Source organism: Pseudomonas sp. MF5691 (assembly GCF_016405645.1).
Classification (GTDB): domain Bacteria; phylum Pseudomonadota; class Gammaproteobacteria; order Pseudomonadales; family Pseudomonadaceae; genus Aquipseudomonas; species Aquipseudomonas shahriarae.
The window spans coordinates 175,279-189,785 of the sequence record NZ_JAEKDC010000010.1 but is presented as its reverse complement, the minus strand read 5'-3'; the positions used below and the strand labels follow the sequence as shown (position 1 = coordinate 189,785).

17 protein-coding genes are annotated in these 14,507 nt (G+C 61.3%); 13 read left to right on the top strand and 4 right to left on the bottom strand.

What is annotated here, in order from left to right; translation table 11 throughout:
- Positions 1-58 precede the first annotated feature (58 nt).
- The 11 genes from fabF (at position 59) to JFT44_RS16465 (ending at position 9,886) form a co-directional block, all read left to right on the top strand.
- Positions 59-1,303, top strand: a complete 1,245-nt coding sequence (gene fabF / locus JFT44_RS16515) for a beta-ketoacyl-ACP synthase II (protein ID WP_057960393.1) — start codon at positions 59-61, stop codon at positions 1,301-1,303.
- Entirely contained in the window at positions 1,303-2,118 is an 816-nt protein-coding gene (gene pabC, locus JFT44_RS16510) for an aminodeoxychorismate lyase (protein ID WP_115128750.1), read from the top strand. Before fabF ends, pabC begins: the two co-directional genes overlap by 1 nt.
- Position 2,119: 1 nt before the next feature.
- Positions 2,120-3,211, top strand: coding sequence for an endolytic transglycosylase MltG (gene mltG, locus JFT44_RS16505; RefSeq protein ID WP_057960418.1), 1,092 nt, complete (start codon positions 2,120-2,122; stop codon positions 3,209-3,211).
- A 19-nt stretch (positions 3,212-3,230) separates the two neighbouring features.
- Positions 3,231-3,863: a dTMP kinase gene (gene tmk / locus JFT44_RS16500; RefSeq protein WP_057960391.1), complete on the top strand. Its 633-nt coding sequence runs from the start codon at positions 3,231-3,233 to the stop codon at positions 3,861-3,863.
- On the top strand, positions 3,856-4,842 hold the full coding sequence (locus JFT44_RS16495; protein ID WP_198830922.1) for a DNA polymerase III subunit delta': 987 nt from the start codon (positions 3,856-3,858) through the stop codon (positions 4,840-4,842). Before tmk ends, JFT44_RS16495 begins: the two co-directional genes overlap by 8 nt.
- Before the next feature lie 65 nt (positions 4,843-4,907).
- Positions 4,908-5,690: a TatD family hydrolase gene (locus JFT44_RS16490; RefSeq protein WP_120733904.1), complete on the top strand. Its 783-nt coding sequence runs from the start codon at positions 4,908-4,910 to the stop codon at positions 5,688-5,690.
- A 426-nt stretch (positions 5,691-6,116) separates the two neighbouring features.
- Positions 6,117-6,770: a TetR/AcrR family transcriptional regulator gene (locus JFT44_RS16485; protein WP_057439597.1), complete on the top strand. Its 654-nt coding sequence runs from the start codon at positions 6,117-6,119 to the stop codon at positions 6,768-6,770.
- Between the two features lie 139 nt (positions 6,771-6,909).
- The gene (locus JFT44_RS16480; RefSeq protein ID WP_198830921.1) at positions 6,910-7,878 is read left to right on the top strand and encodes a GTP 3',8-cyclase MoaA; all 969 of its coding nucleotides are present in this window, start codon (positions 6,910-6,912) and stop codon (positions 7,876-7,878) included.
- A 74-nt stretch (positions 7,879-7,952) separates the two neighbouring features.
- Complete coding sequence (locus JFT44_RS16475) at positions 7,953-8,558, top strand: DUF4823 domain-containing protein (protein WP_057439595.1); 606 nt, start codon at positions 7,953-7,955, stop codon at positions 8,556-8,558.
- A gap of 16 nt (positions 8,559-8,574) precedes the next feature.
- Positions 8,575-9,141, top strand: a complete 567-nt coding sequence (locus JFT44_RS16470) for a DUF1285 domain-containing protein (protein ID WP_057439594.1) — start codon at positions 8,575-8,577, stop codon at positions 9,139-9,141.
- Positions 9,142-9,148: 7 nt separating this feature from the next.
- Entirely contained in the window at positions 9,149-9,886 is a 738-nt protein-coding gene (locus JFT44_RS16465) for a bifunctional 2-polyprenyl-6-hydroxyphenol methylase/3-demethylubiquinol 3-O-methyltransferase UbiG (RefSeq protein WP_198830920.1), read from the top strand.
- A 65-nt stretch (positions 9,887-9,951) separates the two neighbouring features.
- On the opposite strand, the gene JFT44_RS16460 is transcribed toward JFT44_RS16465, so the two are convergent.
- From JFT44_RS16460 to JFT44_RS16450, 3 genes are all read right to left on the bottom strand, one after another.
- A complete protein-coding gene (locus JFT44_RS16460) occupies positions 9,952-10,212 on the bottom strand; it encodes a hypothetical protein (protein ID WP_057960387.1) in 261 nt (86 codons plus the stop codon).
- A gap of 53 nt (positions 10,213-10,265) precedes the next feature.
- Positions 10,266-10,604 carry a hypothetical protein gene (locus JFT44_RS16455; protein ID WP_057439593.1) on the bottom strand — a complete coding sequence of 113 codons (339 nt, stop codon included), beginning with the start codon at positions 10,602-10,604 and terminating at the stop codon, positions 10,266-10,268.
- Positions 10,605-10,689: 85 nt separating this feature from the next.
- On the bottom strand, positions 10,690-11,898 hold the full coding sequence (locus JFT44_RS16450; protein ID WP_198830919.1) for an MFS transporter: 1,209 nt from the start codon (positions 11,896-11,898) through the stop codon (positions 10,690-10,692).
- Positions 11,899-12,082: 184 nt separating this feature from the next.
- Here JFT44_RS16450 and JFT44_RS16445 point away from each other — a divergent pair, with 184 nt between their 5' ends.
- Positions 12,083-12,562, top strand: coding sequence for a GNAT family N-acetyltransferase (locus tag JFT44_RS16445; protein ID WP_057439591.1), 480 nt, complete (start codon positions 12,083-12,085; stop codon positions 12,560-12,562).
- A gap of 71 nt (positions 12,563-12,633) precedes the next feature.
- Positions 12,634-13,437 (top strand): IclR family transcriptional regulator, encoded by an 804-nt coding sequence (locus JFT44_RS16440; RefSeq protein ID WP_057960385.1) that lies wholly within the window; start codon positions 12,634-12,636, stop codon positions 13,435-13,437.
- Here JFT44_RS16440 and JFT44_RS16435 read toward each other — a convergent pair whose 3' ends face one another.
- On the bottom strand, positions 13,438-14,490 hold the full coding sequence (locus JFT44_RS16435; RefSeq protein ID WP_198830918.1) for an NAD(P)-dependent alcohol dehydrogenase: 1,053 nt from the start codon (positions 14,488-14,490) through the stop codon (positions 13,438-13,440).
- Positions 14,491-14,507 lie beyond the last annotated feature (17 nt).

Below are 14,507 nucleotides of genomic sequence, written 5' to 3'. Positions count from 1 at the left end.
TGCGGTTTTTTCTTTAGGTTTGATGCAAAGTGTCGTCATCAAGAAAAAGGAGAGTGCTGTGTCGCGTAGACGCGTCGTAGTCACCGGTATGGGTATGTTGTCGCCACTGGGCACGGATGTGCCGAGCAGTTGGCAGGGCATTCTGGCTGGCCACAGTGGTATTGGTCTGATTGAGCATACGGACCTTTCTGCCTATTCCACCCGTTTTGGCGGCTCGGTAAAGGGCTTCAATGTCGAGGAATATCTCTCGATCAAGGAATCCCGCAAACTCGACCTGTTCATTCAATACGGCCTGGCAGCCGGTTTTCAGGCAGTGCGTAATGCTGGCCTGGAAGTCACCGATGCCAACCGTGAGCGCATCGGCGTGGCCATGGGTTCGGGTATTGGCGGTTTGACCAATATCGAAGAAACCAGCCGCACGCTGCACGAATCCGGCCCTCGTCGAATTTCACCGTTCTTCGTCCCGGGCTCGATCATCAATATGATTTCCGGTTTCCTGTCCATCCATCTGGGTGCCCAGGGGCCTAACTACGCCATTTCCACGGCGTGCACCACGGGCACTCACTGCATCGGCATGGCGGCGCGCAATATCGCCTATGACGAGGCGGACGTGATGATTGCCGGTGGCGCCGAAATGGCCGCCTGTGGCCTGGGCATGGGCGGCTTCGGCGCGTCCCGTGCGCTGTCGACGCGCAATGACGAGCCAACCCGCGCCAGTCGTCCGTGGGACAAGGGCCGTGATGGCTTTGTACTGTCCGACGGTGCCGGTGCCCTGGTCCTCGAAGAGCTGGAGCATGCCAAAGCGCGCGGCGCAACGATCTATGCCGAGTTGATCGGTTTTGGCATGAGTGGCGACGCGTATCACATGACGTCGCCACCCGCCGACGGCGCAGGCGCTGCGCGCTGCATCAGCAATGCGTTGCGCGATGCGAAGATCAATGGCGATCAAGTGCAGTACATCAATGCCCACGGCACCTCGACACCCACTGGCGATCTGGCGGAAGCGCAGGCCATCAAGTCGGTGTTCGGCGAGCACGCCTACAAGCTGGCGGTCAGTTCTACCAAGTCCATGACCGGTCACCTGCTGGGTGCGGCAGGTGCGGTTGAGGCGATCTTCAGCGTGCTGGCGATCAAGGACCAGGTCGCACCGCCGACCATCAACCTGGATGAGCCGGATGAAGGCTGCGACCTGAACTTCGTACCTCACGAGGCGCAGAAAATGCCGATCGACGTGGTGCTGTCCAACTCGTTCGGCTTTGGCGGTACCAACGGTTCCCTGGTGTTCCGCCGGTTCGCCGAGTAATGCGCAGCTGGGTCGACGGTCAGCCAGCGGACGCAGTGCCGCTCAAAGATCGCGGCCTGGCCTACGGCGATGGTTTGTTTGAAACCCTCGCGGTCAAGGCCGGGCAGCCCGTGCTGCTCGACCGCCACCTGCAACGCCTCGACGAGGGTTGCAGGCGCCTGGCGCTCGTTGCTGATCAGGCACTGATCCGCGACGAGTTACTGGCCTATGCGGCGGCCCTCGGTGACGGCGTGCTCAAATTGATCCTGACCCGGGGCGATAGCCTGCGGGGGTATGGCATCAACGCAGGCGCACCCGTGCGCCGTATCCTGCAAGGCAGCCCGCCTGCTACCTATCCCCCGGCCCACGGTTCATCAGGTGTCCGCCTGTTCCCATGTGTCACGCGTTTGTCCGAGCAACCCTTGCTCGCCGGCCTCAAACACCTCAATCGCCTTGAACAGGTCCTGGCTCGCGCCGAGTGGCAGGATGCCGATCACGCGGAAGGATTGATGCTGGATATGTCCGGGCGCGTCATCGAAGGCGTGTTCAGCAACCTGTTCCTGGTGGATAACGGCCAGTTGTTGACTGCCGACCTGAGCCGCTGTGGTGTGGCTGGCGTCATGCGGGCCGAGCTGTTGGCCCGTGCCGAGGCGTTGGGGCTCGTCACGACCGTGACCGATATCAGCCTTGCGCAGCTGCAGCGGGCTGACGAAGTGTTTGTCTGCAATAGCGTATATGGCATTTGGCCGGTGCTTGGATGTGGGCCAATGAGCTGGTCGGCCGGGCCGCTCACCCGTAAACTGCAAGGCATTGTTCGCGCGCTATTGGGTGTTTGATTTGAGACGTAAAATTGTATTGCTGCTGGAGATCGGTCTGGTCCTGGCGGGTTTGCTATTGGGCTTTTCCGCCTGGAAGCTGAACTCGGCCTTGAAGCAACCGCTGAATCTGCCCCAGGAGCAATTGCTGGATGTAGCTGCTGGCGCGACCCCTACGGGCACTTTCAATCGTCTGGAAAGTGACGGTGTGCTGGAGGATGCCTTTTGGCTGCGTCTCTACTGGCGCTTTAACCTTGACGGCCAACCGCTGCACAGTGGCGAATACCGCATGACGCCAGGCCTGACGGCCCAGGGCCTGATTGGCCTGTGGCAGCGTGGCGAAGTGGTGCAGTACAGCCTGACCCTGGTGGAGGGCTGGAACTTCCGCCAGGTACGCAGTGCCTTGGCCAAGCATGAAAAGATCGAGCAGACCCTGTCGGGCTTGAGTGACACTGAGGTGATGGAAAAAATCGGCCATCCCGACGTGTTCCCCGAAGGGCGGTTCTTCCCCGATACCTACCGTTTCGTGCGCGGCATGACCGATGTCGAATTCCTGAAGAAAGCCTATAACCGCCTGGACGACGTACTGGCCCAGGAATGGCAGCGACGTGCCCCGGATGCGCCCTATACCGACCCCTACCAGGCGCTGATCATGGCGTCTCTGGTCGAGAAGGAAACCGGCGTGCCTGAAGAGCGTGGGCAGATTGCCGGGGTGTTTGTGCGGCGCCTGAAGATTGGCATGCTGCTGCAAACCGATCCCACGGTGATCTACGGCATGGGCGAGCGCTACAACGGCAAGTTGACGCGCGCGCACCTGAAAGAAGCCACACCCTATAACACCTACATGATCAGCGGCCTGCCGCCGACGCCGATTGCCATGGTTGGCCGCGAGGCGATTCATGCCGCGTTGAATCCGGTACCGGGCAGCAGCCTGTATTTCGTGGCCCGGGGCGATGGCAGCCATATTTTTTCCGATAGCCTGGACGCCCATAACGCGGCGGTGCGCGAGTACCAACTCAAGCGCCGCGCCGATTACCGCTCCAGCCCGGCACCCGCGCCGACCACCGTTGAGCCTGCCGCGCCTGACGCTGCGCCCGCGCAAAGCCCGCAATGACTCTGACTAAGGACTGCCTGTGACTGGCTTGTTTATTACCCTGGAAGGCCCGGAAGGCGCTGGCAAGAGTACCAACCGTGAATACCTGGCCGAGCGCTTGCGGGCTGAAGGTATCGAGGTGCTGCTGACCCGCGAGCCTGGCGGCACGCCCCTGGCCGAGAAGATCCGTGAGGTGTTGCTGGCCACTGGCGACGAGGTCATGCACCCGGACACCGAGCTGTTGCTGGTGTTTGCCGCCCGTGCCCAGCACTTGGCCGAAGTGATTCGCCCGGCGCTGGCCCGGGGCGCGGTGGTGATCTGCGACCGCTTCACCGATTCCACCTACGCCTATCAGGGCGCTGGCCGCGGCCTGTCCCTGGAGCGCATTGCGACCCTGGAGACCTTCGTCCAAGGCGACCTGCGCCCGCACTTGACCCTGGTCTTCGACCTGCCGGTAGACATCGGCCTGGCCCGGGCCAGCGCCCGTGGGCGCCTGGATCGTTTCGAGCTGGAAGGCCGAGCCTTTTTCGAGGCGGTGCGTGCGGCCTATCTCAAGCGTGCCGAAGCCGCGCCGTCGCGCTACTGCCTGCTGGATGCCGCTCAGCCCCTGGAACAGGTGCAGCGGGCCATCGATGAGCTGCTCCCCAAACTGTTGGAGCTGTACCGTGGCTGAAGCCTATCCGTGGCAGGACAGCCTCTGGCAGCAATTGGCCGGGCGTGCCCAGCACGCCCATGCCTATCTGCTCCATGGGCCGGTAGGCATCGGCAAGCGCGCCCTGGCCGAGCGCTTGATGGCCCGCCTGCTCTGCCAGCAGCCGGCAGGGCTGGAGGCCTGCGGGCACTGTAAGTCGTGCCTGCTGCTCAAGGCCGGCAGCCATCCGGACAACTACGTGCTGGAACCGGAGGAGGCGGACAAGGCGATCAAGGTCGACCAGGTGCGCGACCTGGTGAGCTTCGTGGTGCAGACCGCGCAGATGGGCGGGCGCAAGGTGGTATTGATCGAGCCGGTGGAGTCGATGAATATCAACGCCGCCAACGCCTTGCTCAAGAGCCTTGAGGAGCCTTCTGGTGATACGGTGTTGTTGCTGGTGAGTCACCAGTCCAGCCGTCTGCTGCCGACCATTCGCAGTCGCTGCGTGCAACAGGCCTGCCCACTGCCAAGCGAGGCCATGAGCTTGCAGTGGTTGGGCCAGGCCTTGCCCGAATGCACTGAGCAGGAGCGGGTCGAATTGCTGACCCTGGCAGCCGGCTCGCCCTTGGCAGCGGTCAGCCTGCAGGCCCAGTGCGTACGCGAGCAGCGTGCGCTGGTGGTCGACGGGGTGAAGAAGCTGCTCAAGCAGGAGCAGTCTGCCACGCAGTTGGCCGAAGGCTGGAAAGACGTGCCGCTGTTGCTGCTGTTTGACTGGTTCTGCGACTGGTCCAGCCTGATCCTGCGATACCAATTGACCCAGGACGAAAACGGCCTGGGCTTGATGGACATGCGCAAGGTGGTGCAATACCTGGCGCAGAAAAGTGCCCAGGACAAGGTATTGAACATCCAGGACTGGATCCTCGCCCAACGCCAGAAGGTGCTGGGTAAGGCCAACCTGAACCGGGTGCTGCTGCTTGAGGCCTTGCTGGTGCAGTGGGTCGGGCTGCTCGGTCGACGTTGATATTTTCGGGGCCGACGGATGTTTCGTCGGCCAGACACTTCCTGTGACGCAAGTTGTAACTTCTTATGCTCGTAGATTCCCATTGCCACCTTGATCGCCTCGACCTCGCCGCCCACAACGGCTCCCTGGACGCTGCCCTCGACGCTGCGCGTCAGCGTGGCGTCGGGCACTTCCTGTGCATTGGCGTCAGCGCCGAGAACGCCGCCGACGTCAAGGCCCTGGCCGAACGCTATGCCGATGTGGATTGCTCGGTGGGCATCCACCCCCTGGACCTCAAGCCCGGTGAAGCCCCGGCCCTTGAGTGGCTGCTGGACGAACTCAATCACCCGCGGGTGGTGGCTATTGGCGAGACCGGCCTGGACTACCACTACGAGCCGGAAGCCGCCGAGTTGCAGCAAGCCTCGTTCCGCCTGCACCTGCAAGCGGCGCAGCAGACCGGCAAGCCGGTGATCGTGCATACCCGCGGCGCCCGCGCCGACACCCTGGCCTTGCTGCGTGAAGCGGCGCTACCCCAGGCGGGTGTGTTGCACTGTTTTACCGAGGACTGGGAGATGGCCAAGGCGGCCCTCGACCTGGGGTTCTATATTTCCTTGTCGGGCATCGTCACCTTCCGCAACGCCGAGGCCCTGCGGGACGTGGCGCGCCAAGTGCCGGCCGATCGCTTGCTGGTCGAGACCGACTCACCCTACCTGGCGCCGATCCCCCATCGCGGCAAACCCAACCTGCCGGAATATGTGCGGGATGTGGCGGATTACCTGGCAATGCTGCGCGGCGAGTCGGTGGAGCGTTTTGCCGAGCAGACCACCGCCAACTTCAAGCGTCTGTTCCCGCTGGCCCACGTTCGCTGAATCCCAGGCAAAAAAAACCCGGGTTCTGGGGGGTGAATCCGGGCTAAGACCATTAGGAGTAAACAAGGATACGCGGTCCGTTGGTACCCATATCGGTGTGTCACTTGGGGGAGATGTCACACCGACAGATGAAGTATTGATCAGTATCCCGTGCAGTCCAGCCGCTTCTGGTCGTTTTTTAAACAGATTTGGAATACATCCGCTTCGCTTGAGTTCTCATGGGGCGGCAGTACATCGTGCGAATCTATGCTTTATTTCTGACCGATAGCGCCTGATTCGTTGGCGTGCTGTAAGTTTAGTGTATGGGTTGTTCATATAGACGTTGCCCAACGACCGTGCAGTCGGGATAATCCCTCGCACCGGGTAAAACGTTCCGTCATCGGCACGCTCATCCCTTCCAATACTGACCTCTGCAGACCTCTTTCTATGCACAAAGAACCCCGTAAGGTCCGTGAGTTTCGCCGCCGTGAGCAGGAAATTCTCGACACCGCGCTCAAATTGTTCCTCGAACAGGGTGAAGACAGCGTCACCGTCGAGATGATTGCGGATGCCGTGGGTATCGGCAAAGGCACGATCTATAAGCACTTCAAGTCCAAGGCCGAGATTTACTTGCGCCTGATGCTCGACTACGAGCGCGATTTGAACGAGTTGCTGCATTCGGCCGATGTCGACAAGGACAAGGAAGCCCTGTCCCGGGCGTACTTTGAGTTCCGCATGCGTGACCCGCAGCGTTACCGCCTGTTTGACCGCCTGGAAGAAAAAGTGGTCAAGGGCCACCAGGTGCCGGAAATGGTCGAGGAACTGCACAAGATCCGTGCCTCGAACTTCGAACGCCTGACCCTGCTGATCAAAGGTCGGATCAGCGAAGGCAAGCTGGAAGATGTGCCGCCTTATTTCCATTACTGCGCCGCGTGGGCGTTGGTGCATGGCGCCGTGGCGCTGTACCACTCGCCATTCTGGAGCAATGTGCTGGAAGATCAGGAAGGCTTCTTCCAATTCCTGATGGACATCGGCGTGCGCATGGGCAACAAGCGCAAGCACAGCAGCGACCAGCCTAACCCCGAGACGCCTGCCACCTAAGGCATTCATCCGGGCAATGGCCGGCTGATTTACTGCCGTATGTGATAACCCAGGAATATACTCAGGCAAGGACCTTGCTAAAATCTGATTTATGAGTCAGGTTTTAGCGCGCCCGAATTATCCTCTGCCGGAGTGATCCATGATCGTTGATCGTCAAGGCAGGCGTTTTCGCAATTTGCGGATCAGCCTGACCTCAGCCTGCAATTACGCCTGTACCTACTGCGTGCCCAACGGCAAGCGGCTGGTGGCTGCGCAGGACGAACTCTCGGCCGAGGCCATGGCGCGTGGCGTGGCCTACCTGATCGAGGCAGCGGGCATTGATCGCCTGCGGATCACCGGTGGCGAGCCACTGGTCAGCCCCAAGCTCGAAACCTTTATGCAGGCCGTCGGGCAGATGGGCTTGAGTGATATCAGCCTGACCACCAATGGCCAGTTACTGGCGCGCAAGTTGCCACTGCTGGTGGATGCCGGCATTCGTCGTATCAATGTGTCCCTTGACACCCTGGATGCCGATGCCTTTCGCGGGATTGCCCGGGGCGGCGACCTGGCCACGGTGCTCGATGGCATGGACCAGGCACGTGCGGCGGGGATCAAGATCAAGGTCAATATGGTGCCGCTGCGCGGGCAGAACCTCGACCAGGTGATGCCGCTGCTGGAATATTGCCTGGCGCGCGGTTATGAACTGCGTTTTATCGAGTTGATGCGCATGGGCCACCTGGCCAGCGACTCCAACGCCTTCCTGCAGCAATTTGTCAGCCTGCAACAACTGTTGAGCCTGATTGGCGAACATCACGAATACCTGCAGGCCGACGCCCCGGTGGATGCCACGGCCGTGCGCTATGAAATTCCCGGCCAGGGCTACTTCGGCGTGATCGCCAATGAAAGCGTGCCGTTTTGCCGAACCTGTTCACGCCTGCGTCTGTCTTCCACAGGTTGGCTGCACGGCTGTCTGTCTTCGAGCAACCGCCACTATGTCGGCGACTTGTTGGACAAGCCGCGTCATCAGGCCTTGCCGGCGTTACAGGGCTTGCTGGTCAAGGCCTTGGGCGATAAGCAGGAAGTGGCGTTTTCGGGCGGGGTGACGGTGATGAAGATCATTGGCGGCTAGCCAGGCAAGCTGGCGCAAAATCTGCATCTCGTGCCCATTCGCCGGTTTTCCGTCACCGGCCTCTGGAGGATAGGATGCGTAGTCTGGTTTTGTTGCTGGCGTCGTTTGCGCTGGGTGGCTGCATGACAGTCAGCGATATGGCCGAAGGCACTCGCTATCAGATGAGCGATGCCGGTTTGCTGGACCACAGCGACACACGTCGTTCCAACTCGGTTCGCATTCAGCCCGATTCCTTTGTGTTTATCGCCCAGGGTGCGTTCACGCCGCCGGGCAGTGCCTACCCGCGACCCAATGTGGTGGCCGAAGAAGCCTTCAACGGTTTTATCGAATACTTCCCCATGGTCCGCCGCGCCCGCGCCCCGGAAGGTTTGGAGCAGGCCATGGCCGAAGCCCGTGAAGCAGGTGCCCATTACCTGTTGTACACGCGGTTCGCCAAGGCTGATGATCGCATTGGCAATGCAGATGAATGGGCCGACCAGGAAGCCCTGGACCGGCTGGGTGTCGACAGTGGCGTGATCCAGATTATGTTGATCGAGACCAGCACCCAGTATTTGATTGATACTGCACGGATCCGCAGTCGTGGCGGTTTACTGACGTTCCACGACAATAAACCCGAAGATTTGCTTGGCCCACCGTTGCGGCAGTACGCCCGCAGCCTGCTGGGCATGAGCGACCAGTAATTCAAAGGAGAACAGCATGACGGGTTCGGCCAAGGCCAATGATTTGTTGGCACAGTTGCCCAAGGGCAAGGGACCGGCTCCGGTTCATCTGTGGAACCCGGATTTCTGTGGCGATATCGACATGCGTATCGCCCGCGACGGCACCTGGTACTACCTGGGCACCCCCATCGGGCGTAAACCGATGGTCAAGCTGTTCTCCAATATCATCCGCCGCGATGGCGATGATTACTTTTTGATCACTCCGGTGGAAAAGGTCGGGATCAAGGTAGATGACGCGCCATTTGTGGCGGTGTCGATGGAGGTCGAGGGGCAGGGCGAAAGCCAACTCCTGCGGTTTACCTCCAATGTCGAAGACGTCATCGAAGCCGGCCCCGAACACCCGTTGCGGGTGGTGATTGATCCGCAGACCCAGGAACCGTCGCCCTACGTGCGGGTGCGCAACAACCTTGAAGCACTGGTTCATCGCAACGTGTTCTACCAGATGGTGGAGCTGGCGGTGACGCGCCTGATCGACGGCGAGAGTTGGCTGGGCATCTGGAGTGGCGGGGTGTTCTTTCCGATAGGCTTGGAACCCAGGGATTGATACCGCCGTGACGCAGAATATCTACGATACCCCAGCCTTTTTCGCGGGCTACAGTCAAATGGGCCGCTCCCTGCAAGGGTTGGCAGGTGCGCCGGAATGGCCCGCGTTGCAGGCGTTGTTGCCGCTGATGCAGGGATTGAAGGTGGTGGACCTGGGCTGTGGTTATGGCTGGTTCAGCCGCTGGGCCCAGGAACAGGGCGCCGAACAGGTGCTGGGGCTGGACGTCTCGCAGAAGATGTTGGCGCGGGCGAAGGAAATGACTTCATCCTCGGCCATTACTTATAGCATTGCCGACCTCGAGCAGCTTGATCTGCCCGATGCGGCTTATGACCTGGCCTACAGCTCGCTGGCCTTTCACTACATCGCCGATCTACCCGGGCTGTTTGCCCGTATTCATAAAGCCCTGAAGCCGGGAGGACGGCTGGTTTTCTCCATCGAGCACCCGATCTTCATGGCGCCCCGGCAACCGGGCTGGCAGGTCGATGAGCAAGGGCGTAAAAGCTGGCCGCTGGACAGTTATCAACTGGAAGGGCCACGGGTCACCGACTGGCTGGCCAAGGGTGTGATCAAGCAGCACCGTACCCTGGGCACGCTGCTCAACATGTTGATCAAAGCAGGCTTGAGCCTGAGCCATATTGAAGAATGGGGCCCGAGTGCCGCGGACCTTGTGGCCCGGCCTGAGTTGGCGGAGGAGCTGGAGCGGCCGATGATGTTGCTGGTGGCTGCGCAACGCCCAACGCTGTAGGTGATGCCTGGCGAAAGGGCGAGCACTGCGCACTCAAGCGCAGCCTCGCCAGGGCTCGACAGCCGCTACGGCTGGCTTTCCAGCTTGCGGGCGGCGTCCACGCCAGAGGCCGTCAGTTTGATCGGCAGGTGCAGCGCGTGTTCGCCGGCCTCGTTGCAGGTCACGTGGCCTTCCTTGATCAGTCCACGCTCCTGAAGAGTGGCCAGGGTGCTGGCCACGATTTTTTCGCCCCGGTAGTTATCCAGCACCTCCTTACCCAAACCGTTCGGGTGCGCGTGCAGCAGGCGGGTGAGAACTTCTTTCTCCAGGTTTTTATCGACGTTCATGCATACCTCTTCAGGGTCAGTGGTGGGGTAGTGTTCGTCTGTCGGTCAAGGGGTCAAGGTTGTTTCGGTGCGCCGGGCAGGTTGTCATCGTTGCCGCTCGGGGCGGCGTTCTTGCCGGGACCGATCTTGCCGTTCTCCACATCGGTACCCAGGCCCTGGCGGTTGCCGTCATTGCCTTGGGTGCGTGGGTCGGCACCGTTCTGGATGATGGCTCCGCCATTGGTATCCAGGCCGGTGCCCATGGAGTCTTTGCTCTCTTGGGTGGCAGGGTTGGGCGGGCTGCCAATCGGGTCGGTCTTGCCGGTGGAAGGGTCGGACGCGGCGAAGCTGCCTAGAGATACCGCAGACAGCAAACCGGCGAGGGCGAGGGCAGTCACTTTGGAAGTATTCATGGTGGAGCCTCCATAGGAATAAAGTCCTTACCTTAGGTTGGTCTGCCCGCCCTTATTGTTGGTGCCTGGATCACGACGAACGGTGTCAGCTCACCTGTAAGATTTTGTGTTTGGCAACCCGGCGCCAGATCAGGCGCGCCAGCGTAATCAGCCAGTTGAGCAAGGCGATGCCCAGTACGCTCGCCAGTAGGGTCGGTACGCCTTGCTCGACGATCAGCTTGCCGGCCAGCAGCGGGAAGCCGAAGACCCCTATAAAGTACGACAGGCTGAACAGCAGCAAGGCCTGGGACGTGCTGGCGCTCGGCGCTTCATTGGCGGCCAGGCCGTTGATCACCGAATAGGTCAGGCCGTAACCGACCCCCAAGGTAACGGCCGCCAGCAAGTAGCTGAAGTTGTCATGCACGCCGAAGCTCAACAGCAGGATCGACACCACCATCAACCCAGACAACACACAGGCCGACCAGTACGCATCGCGCCTGACCAAAAAGCTGGCAATCAACAAACGACTGGTGATTGCCGCCCCCATGAAGCCCAGAAAGAACAGCGAATAATCCAGCCCATGGCTTGCCGCGTAGCTGGTCTGGAAACTCGACAGCCCGCCAAATACACAGCCGCCCAGGCCGACCATGATGATCGCGAACACCGCCTTGGACCCCAGCACACGCCGGGTGCTGGCCCAGGAGATTTTCGAGACGGCGCCGGCGCCCAGCGAGTTGGGTTGTTGCTGGAGATGGCTGCCCAGGCGCCAGAAGATCAGCACGCCCACGAGGCTTGCGAGGGCCGCGATATAAAACGCGGTTTCCAGGGGCAGGCCCAGGGCGCTGGCCGCCCGTCCCAACAAGGGGCCCGAACCGATGCCGGTCATCATGCTGCCCGACAGCCAGGCGAAATATTTGGCTCTTTGGCTGGGCTGCACCAGCATCGCCACGATGATCGGGCCCAGGGTATAGAACACGCCCCAGCCCAGCCCGAGGGCCAGGCCGAACAGCATCAGGCCCTGGCCAAAACCCGGCGTCAGGGCAAAACCCAGGCAGGCGGCCACCAGCAGGCTCCCCAGGCAGGCAATCGCGCGTGCGGCATCCAGGGCGTCGGCCAGGTGCCCGGACACAATCACCGCGATAAACGTACTGAGCATCGCCATGGAGATCACGCTGCCGGCGTCATGCTCGTTGCCGCCTCTGGAATCAATCAGCAGCGATAACAAAAACGTCGAACCGTACGACAGTGACAGCAGGTAGCTGGCAAGGCACAACAAGGCGAAGAGCTTTCCGCCAACCGGAGCAGTGGGGTGCATGGGCGAACCTGGGCGTCTGTTGGATTTATGGCGGACTTTTTACCATGCGCTACCGCCCGGTTTGTTCTGTGGTTACCGGTGCCAACATTGCTACAGGACGGAGTAATCACCTGCATAAAACCCTGCAAGCGGTCATCAAAGGGCCTTAGTATGTGTCCTTTCTTTTTTAGCCGCAGGCCTGTTCATGACCATCGAGATTCGTCCCGCCGTGCCCAGCGATGCTGCGCAGATCCTGACCTTCATCACTGAACTGGCCGAGTACGAAAAAGCCCGCCACGAAGTGATCGCCAGCGTGGTGGACATCGAGCGCAGCCTGTTCAGCGAAGGCGCTACTGCCCATGGCCTGATCTGCCTGCGTGATGGCTTGCCGATTGGTTTTGCGGTGTTTTTCTTTAGCTATTCCACCTGGCTGGGCAGCAACTGCCTGTACCTGGAAGACCTGTATATCAACCCGGAGCAGCGCGGCGGTGGGGCGGGCAAGAAGTTGCTGCGCCACCTGGCCAAGATCGCCTATGACAATGGTTGTGGGCGCTTTGAATGGAGCGTGCTGGACTGGAACGAGCCGGCCATTGCCTTCTATAAGTCCATCGGTGCCCAACCCCAGGAAGAATGGGTGCGGTACCGCATGGAAGGCGACGCATTGCGCGACTTTGCCCAGGGCTGAGATCGGCCCTGTCTTGGGGCCTGGCATTTGCCATAATGGCCGCCGCTTTCGCATTTCTAGATAGGCCCTACATGCAGGAAAACCCACCCATTCCCGCCAAAGACCCCGCGCCCACGGGCACCCAGACCCTGCTGCGCGGCCTGGGCGTGGTGCAGGCGGTGGCGGCCGGCGCGCGTGACCTCAAGGAAATCGCCCGGCGCATCGGCACCACCCGCAGCACCACCCACCGCCTGGCCAGTTGCCTGGTGGATGAGCGCTACCTGCGAGTGGTGCCGCAAGTCGGTTACCTGTTGGGGCCGAAGCTGATCGAACTGGGCTTCCAGGCGCGGGAAGAGCTGCCGCTGGTGACACTGGCGATACCCTATCTGGACGAGCTGTCGGCGCTGACCGGCGACACCATCCACCTGGCGATCCGCGAGTTCGACGATGTGCTGTACCTGCACAAGAACCCCGGGCGCAATGGTCCGGAAATGCGTTCTCGGGTCGGTCACCGCATGCCCCTGGCACGTACCGGGATCGGCAAGGCCTTGTTGCTCGATGACTCGCAAGAGGAGTGGCAGCGCCTGTATCAGGTCAGCTTGCCGGTAGGCGGGAAAAACCTGCACTGGCCGCAGCACCCGGAGCAATCCTGGGAGCAGTTTGAGCAGCGTATGCGTGAATACGTGGCGGGTGGCTATGCATTCGACCTGGAAGACAACGAGCCGTCGATCCGCTGCGTCGCCGCACCGGTGCGCGATGCCAGCCGGCGGATTGTCGCCGGCATCAGCATCGCCAGTACGGTGCCCTACATGCCGCTGGAAAAAATGGCCGAGCTGATCCCCCTGGTCAAGCAGGTCGCAGCGCGGCTGTCTGCGGAGTTGGGCGCGAAGGCCTGATCAGGCCTTCAAGGTGGCCATGTCGATCACGAAGCGGTACTTCACGTCGCCCGCAATCATGCGCGCATAGGCTTCGTTGATCTGGCGGATATCGAGCATTTCGATGTCGCAGGTAATGCCGTGCTCGGCGCAGAAATCCAGGACTTCCTGGGTTTCGGCAATGCCGCCGATCAGCGAGCCGGCCAGGACTTTACGGCCCAATACCAGCTTGGCGGCATTGACCGGCGGGTCGACCGGTTCGATCAAACCTACCAGGATATGCACGCCGTCAAAGCGCAGAACATCGAGGTAGGGGTTCAGATCGTGCTGCACCGGAATGGTGTCCAGCAGGAAGTCGAAGCTGCCGGCGGCGGCTTTCATCTGCTCGGCATCGGTGGACACGATCACATGATCGGCACCCTGGCGTCGGCCTTCTTCTGCCTTGTTCGCCGAGCGGGTGAACAGCGTCACTTCGGCGCCCATGGCCTTGGCGAACTTGATGCCCATATGGCCCAGGCCGCCCATGCCGAGAACCCCCACCTTGTCGCCGGCCTTGACCCCGTAGTGCTTGAGTGGCGAGTAAGTGGTGATGCCCGCGCAGAGGATCGGCGCGGCGCTGGCCAGGTCGAGCTTGGCCGGGATCTTCACCACGAAGTGCTCGCTGACCACGATGCTGTCGGAGTAGCCGCCCATGGTGTTGCTGCCGTCTACCCGGTCCGGGGTGGCGTAGGTCATGGTCGGGCCGTCGAGGCAGTATTGCTCCAGGTCCGATTTGCACGCTTCGCAATGGCGGCACGAATCCACCATGCAGCCCACGCCGACCAGGTCGCCAACCTTATGGGCGGTGACGCTGGCGCCGACGGCAGTGACCTTGCCGACAATCTCGTGGCCCGGCATCAATGGGTACACGGCGATGCCCCATTCGTTGCGCGCTTGGTGGATGTCGGAGTGGCAGACGCCGCAGTACAGGATTTCGATCGCCACGTCATCGGCGCGTGGGCTACGGCGCTCGAAGGACATGGGGGCGAGGGGAGTGGTGGCCGACTGGGCGGCATAACCGATGGCAGTGTACATGGTGCAAACCTCGCAAA

Coding starts and splice junctions, on each gene's coding strand:
- JFT44_RS16440 (WP_057960385.1), top strand. CDS start 12,634: ATGCAGGAAAACCCACCCATTCCCGCCAAAGACCCCGCGCCCACGGGC.
- JFT44_RS16490 (WP_120733904.1), top strand. CDS start 4,908: ATGCTCGTAGATTCCCATTGCCACCTTGATCGCCTCGACCTCGCCGCC.
- JFT44_RS16480 (WP_198830921.1), top strand. CDS start 6,910: ATGATCGTTGATCGTCAAGGCAGGCGTTTTCGCAATTTGCGGATCAGC.
- JFT44_RS16445 (WP_057439591.1), top strand. CDS start 12,083: ATGACCATCGAGATTCGTCCCGCCGTGCCCAGCGATGCTGCGCAGATC.
- JFT44_RS16460 (WP_057960387.1), bottom strand. CDS start 10,212: ATGAACGTCGATAAAAACCTGGAGAAAGAAGTTCTCACCCGCCTGCTG.
- pabC (WP_115128750.1), top strand. CDS start 1,303: ATGCGCAGCTGGGTCGACGGTCAGCCAGCGGACGCAGTGCCGCTCAAA.
- JFT44_RS16475 (WP_057439595.1), top strand. CDS start 7,953: ATGCGTAGTCTGGTTTTGTTGCTGGCGTCGTTTGCGCTGGGTGGCTGC.
- JFT44_RS16435 (WP_198830918.1), bottom strand. CDS start 14,490: ATGTACACTGCCATCGGTTATGCCGCCCAGTCGGCCACCACTCCCCTC.
- JFT44_RS16450 (WP_198830919.1), bottom strand. CDS start 11,898: ATGCACCCCACTGCTCCGGTTGGCGGAAAGCTCTTCGCCTTGTTGTGC.
- JFT44_RS16455 (WP_057439593.1), bottom strand. CDS start 10,604: ATGAATACTTCCAAAGTGACTGCCCTCGCCCTCGCCGGTTTGCTGTCT.
- JFT44_RS16470 (WP_057439594.1), top strand. CDS start 8,575: ATGACGGGTTCGGCCAAGGCCAATGATTTGTTGGCACAGTTGCCCAAG.
- JFT44_RS16485 (WP_057439597.1), top strand. CDS start 6,117: ATGCACAAAGAACCCCGTAAGGTCCGTGAGTTTCGCCGCCGTGAGCAG.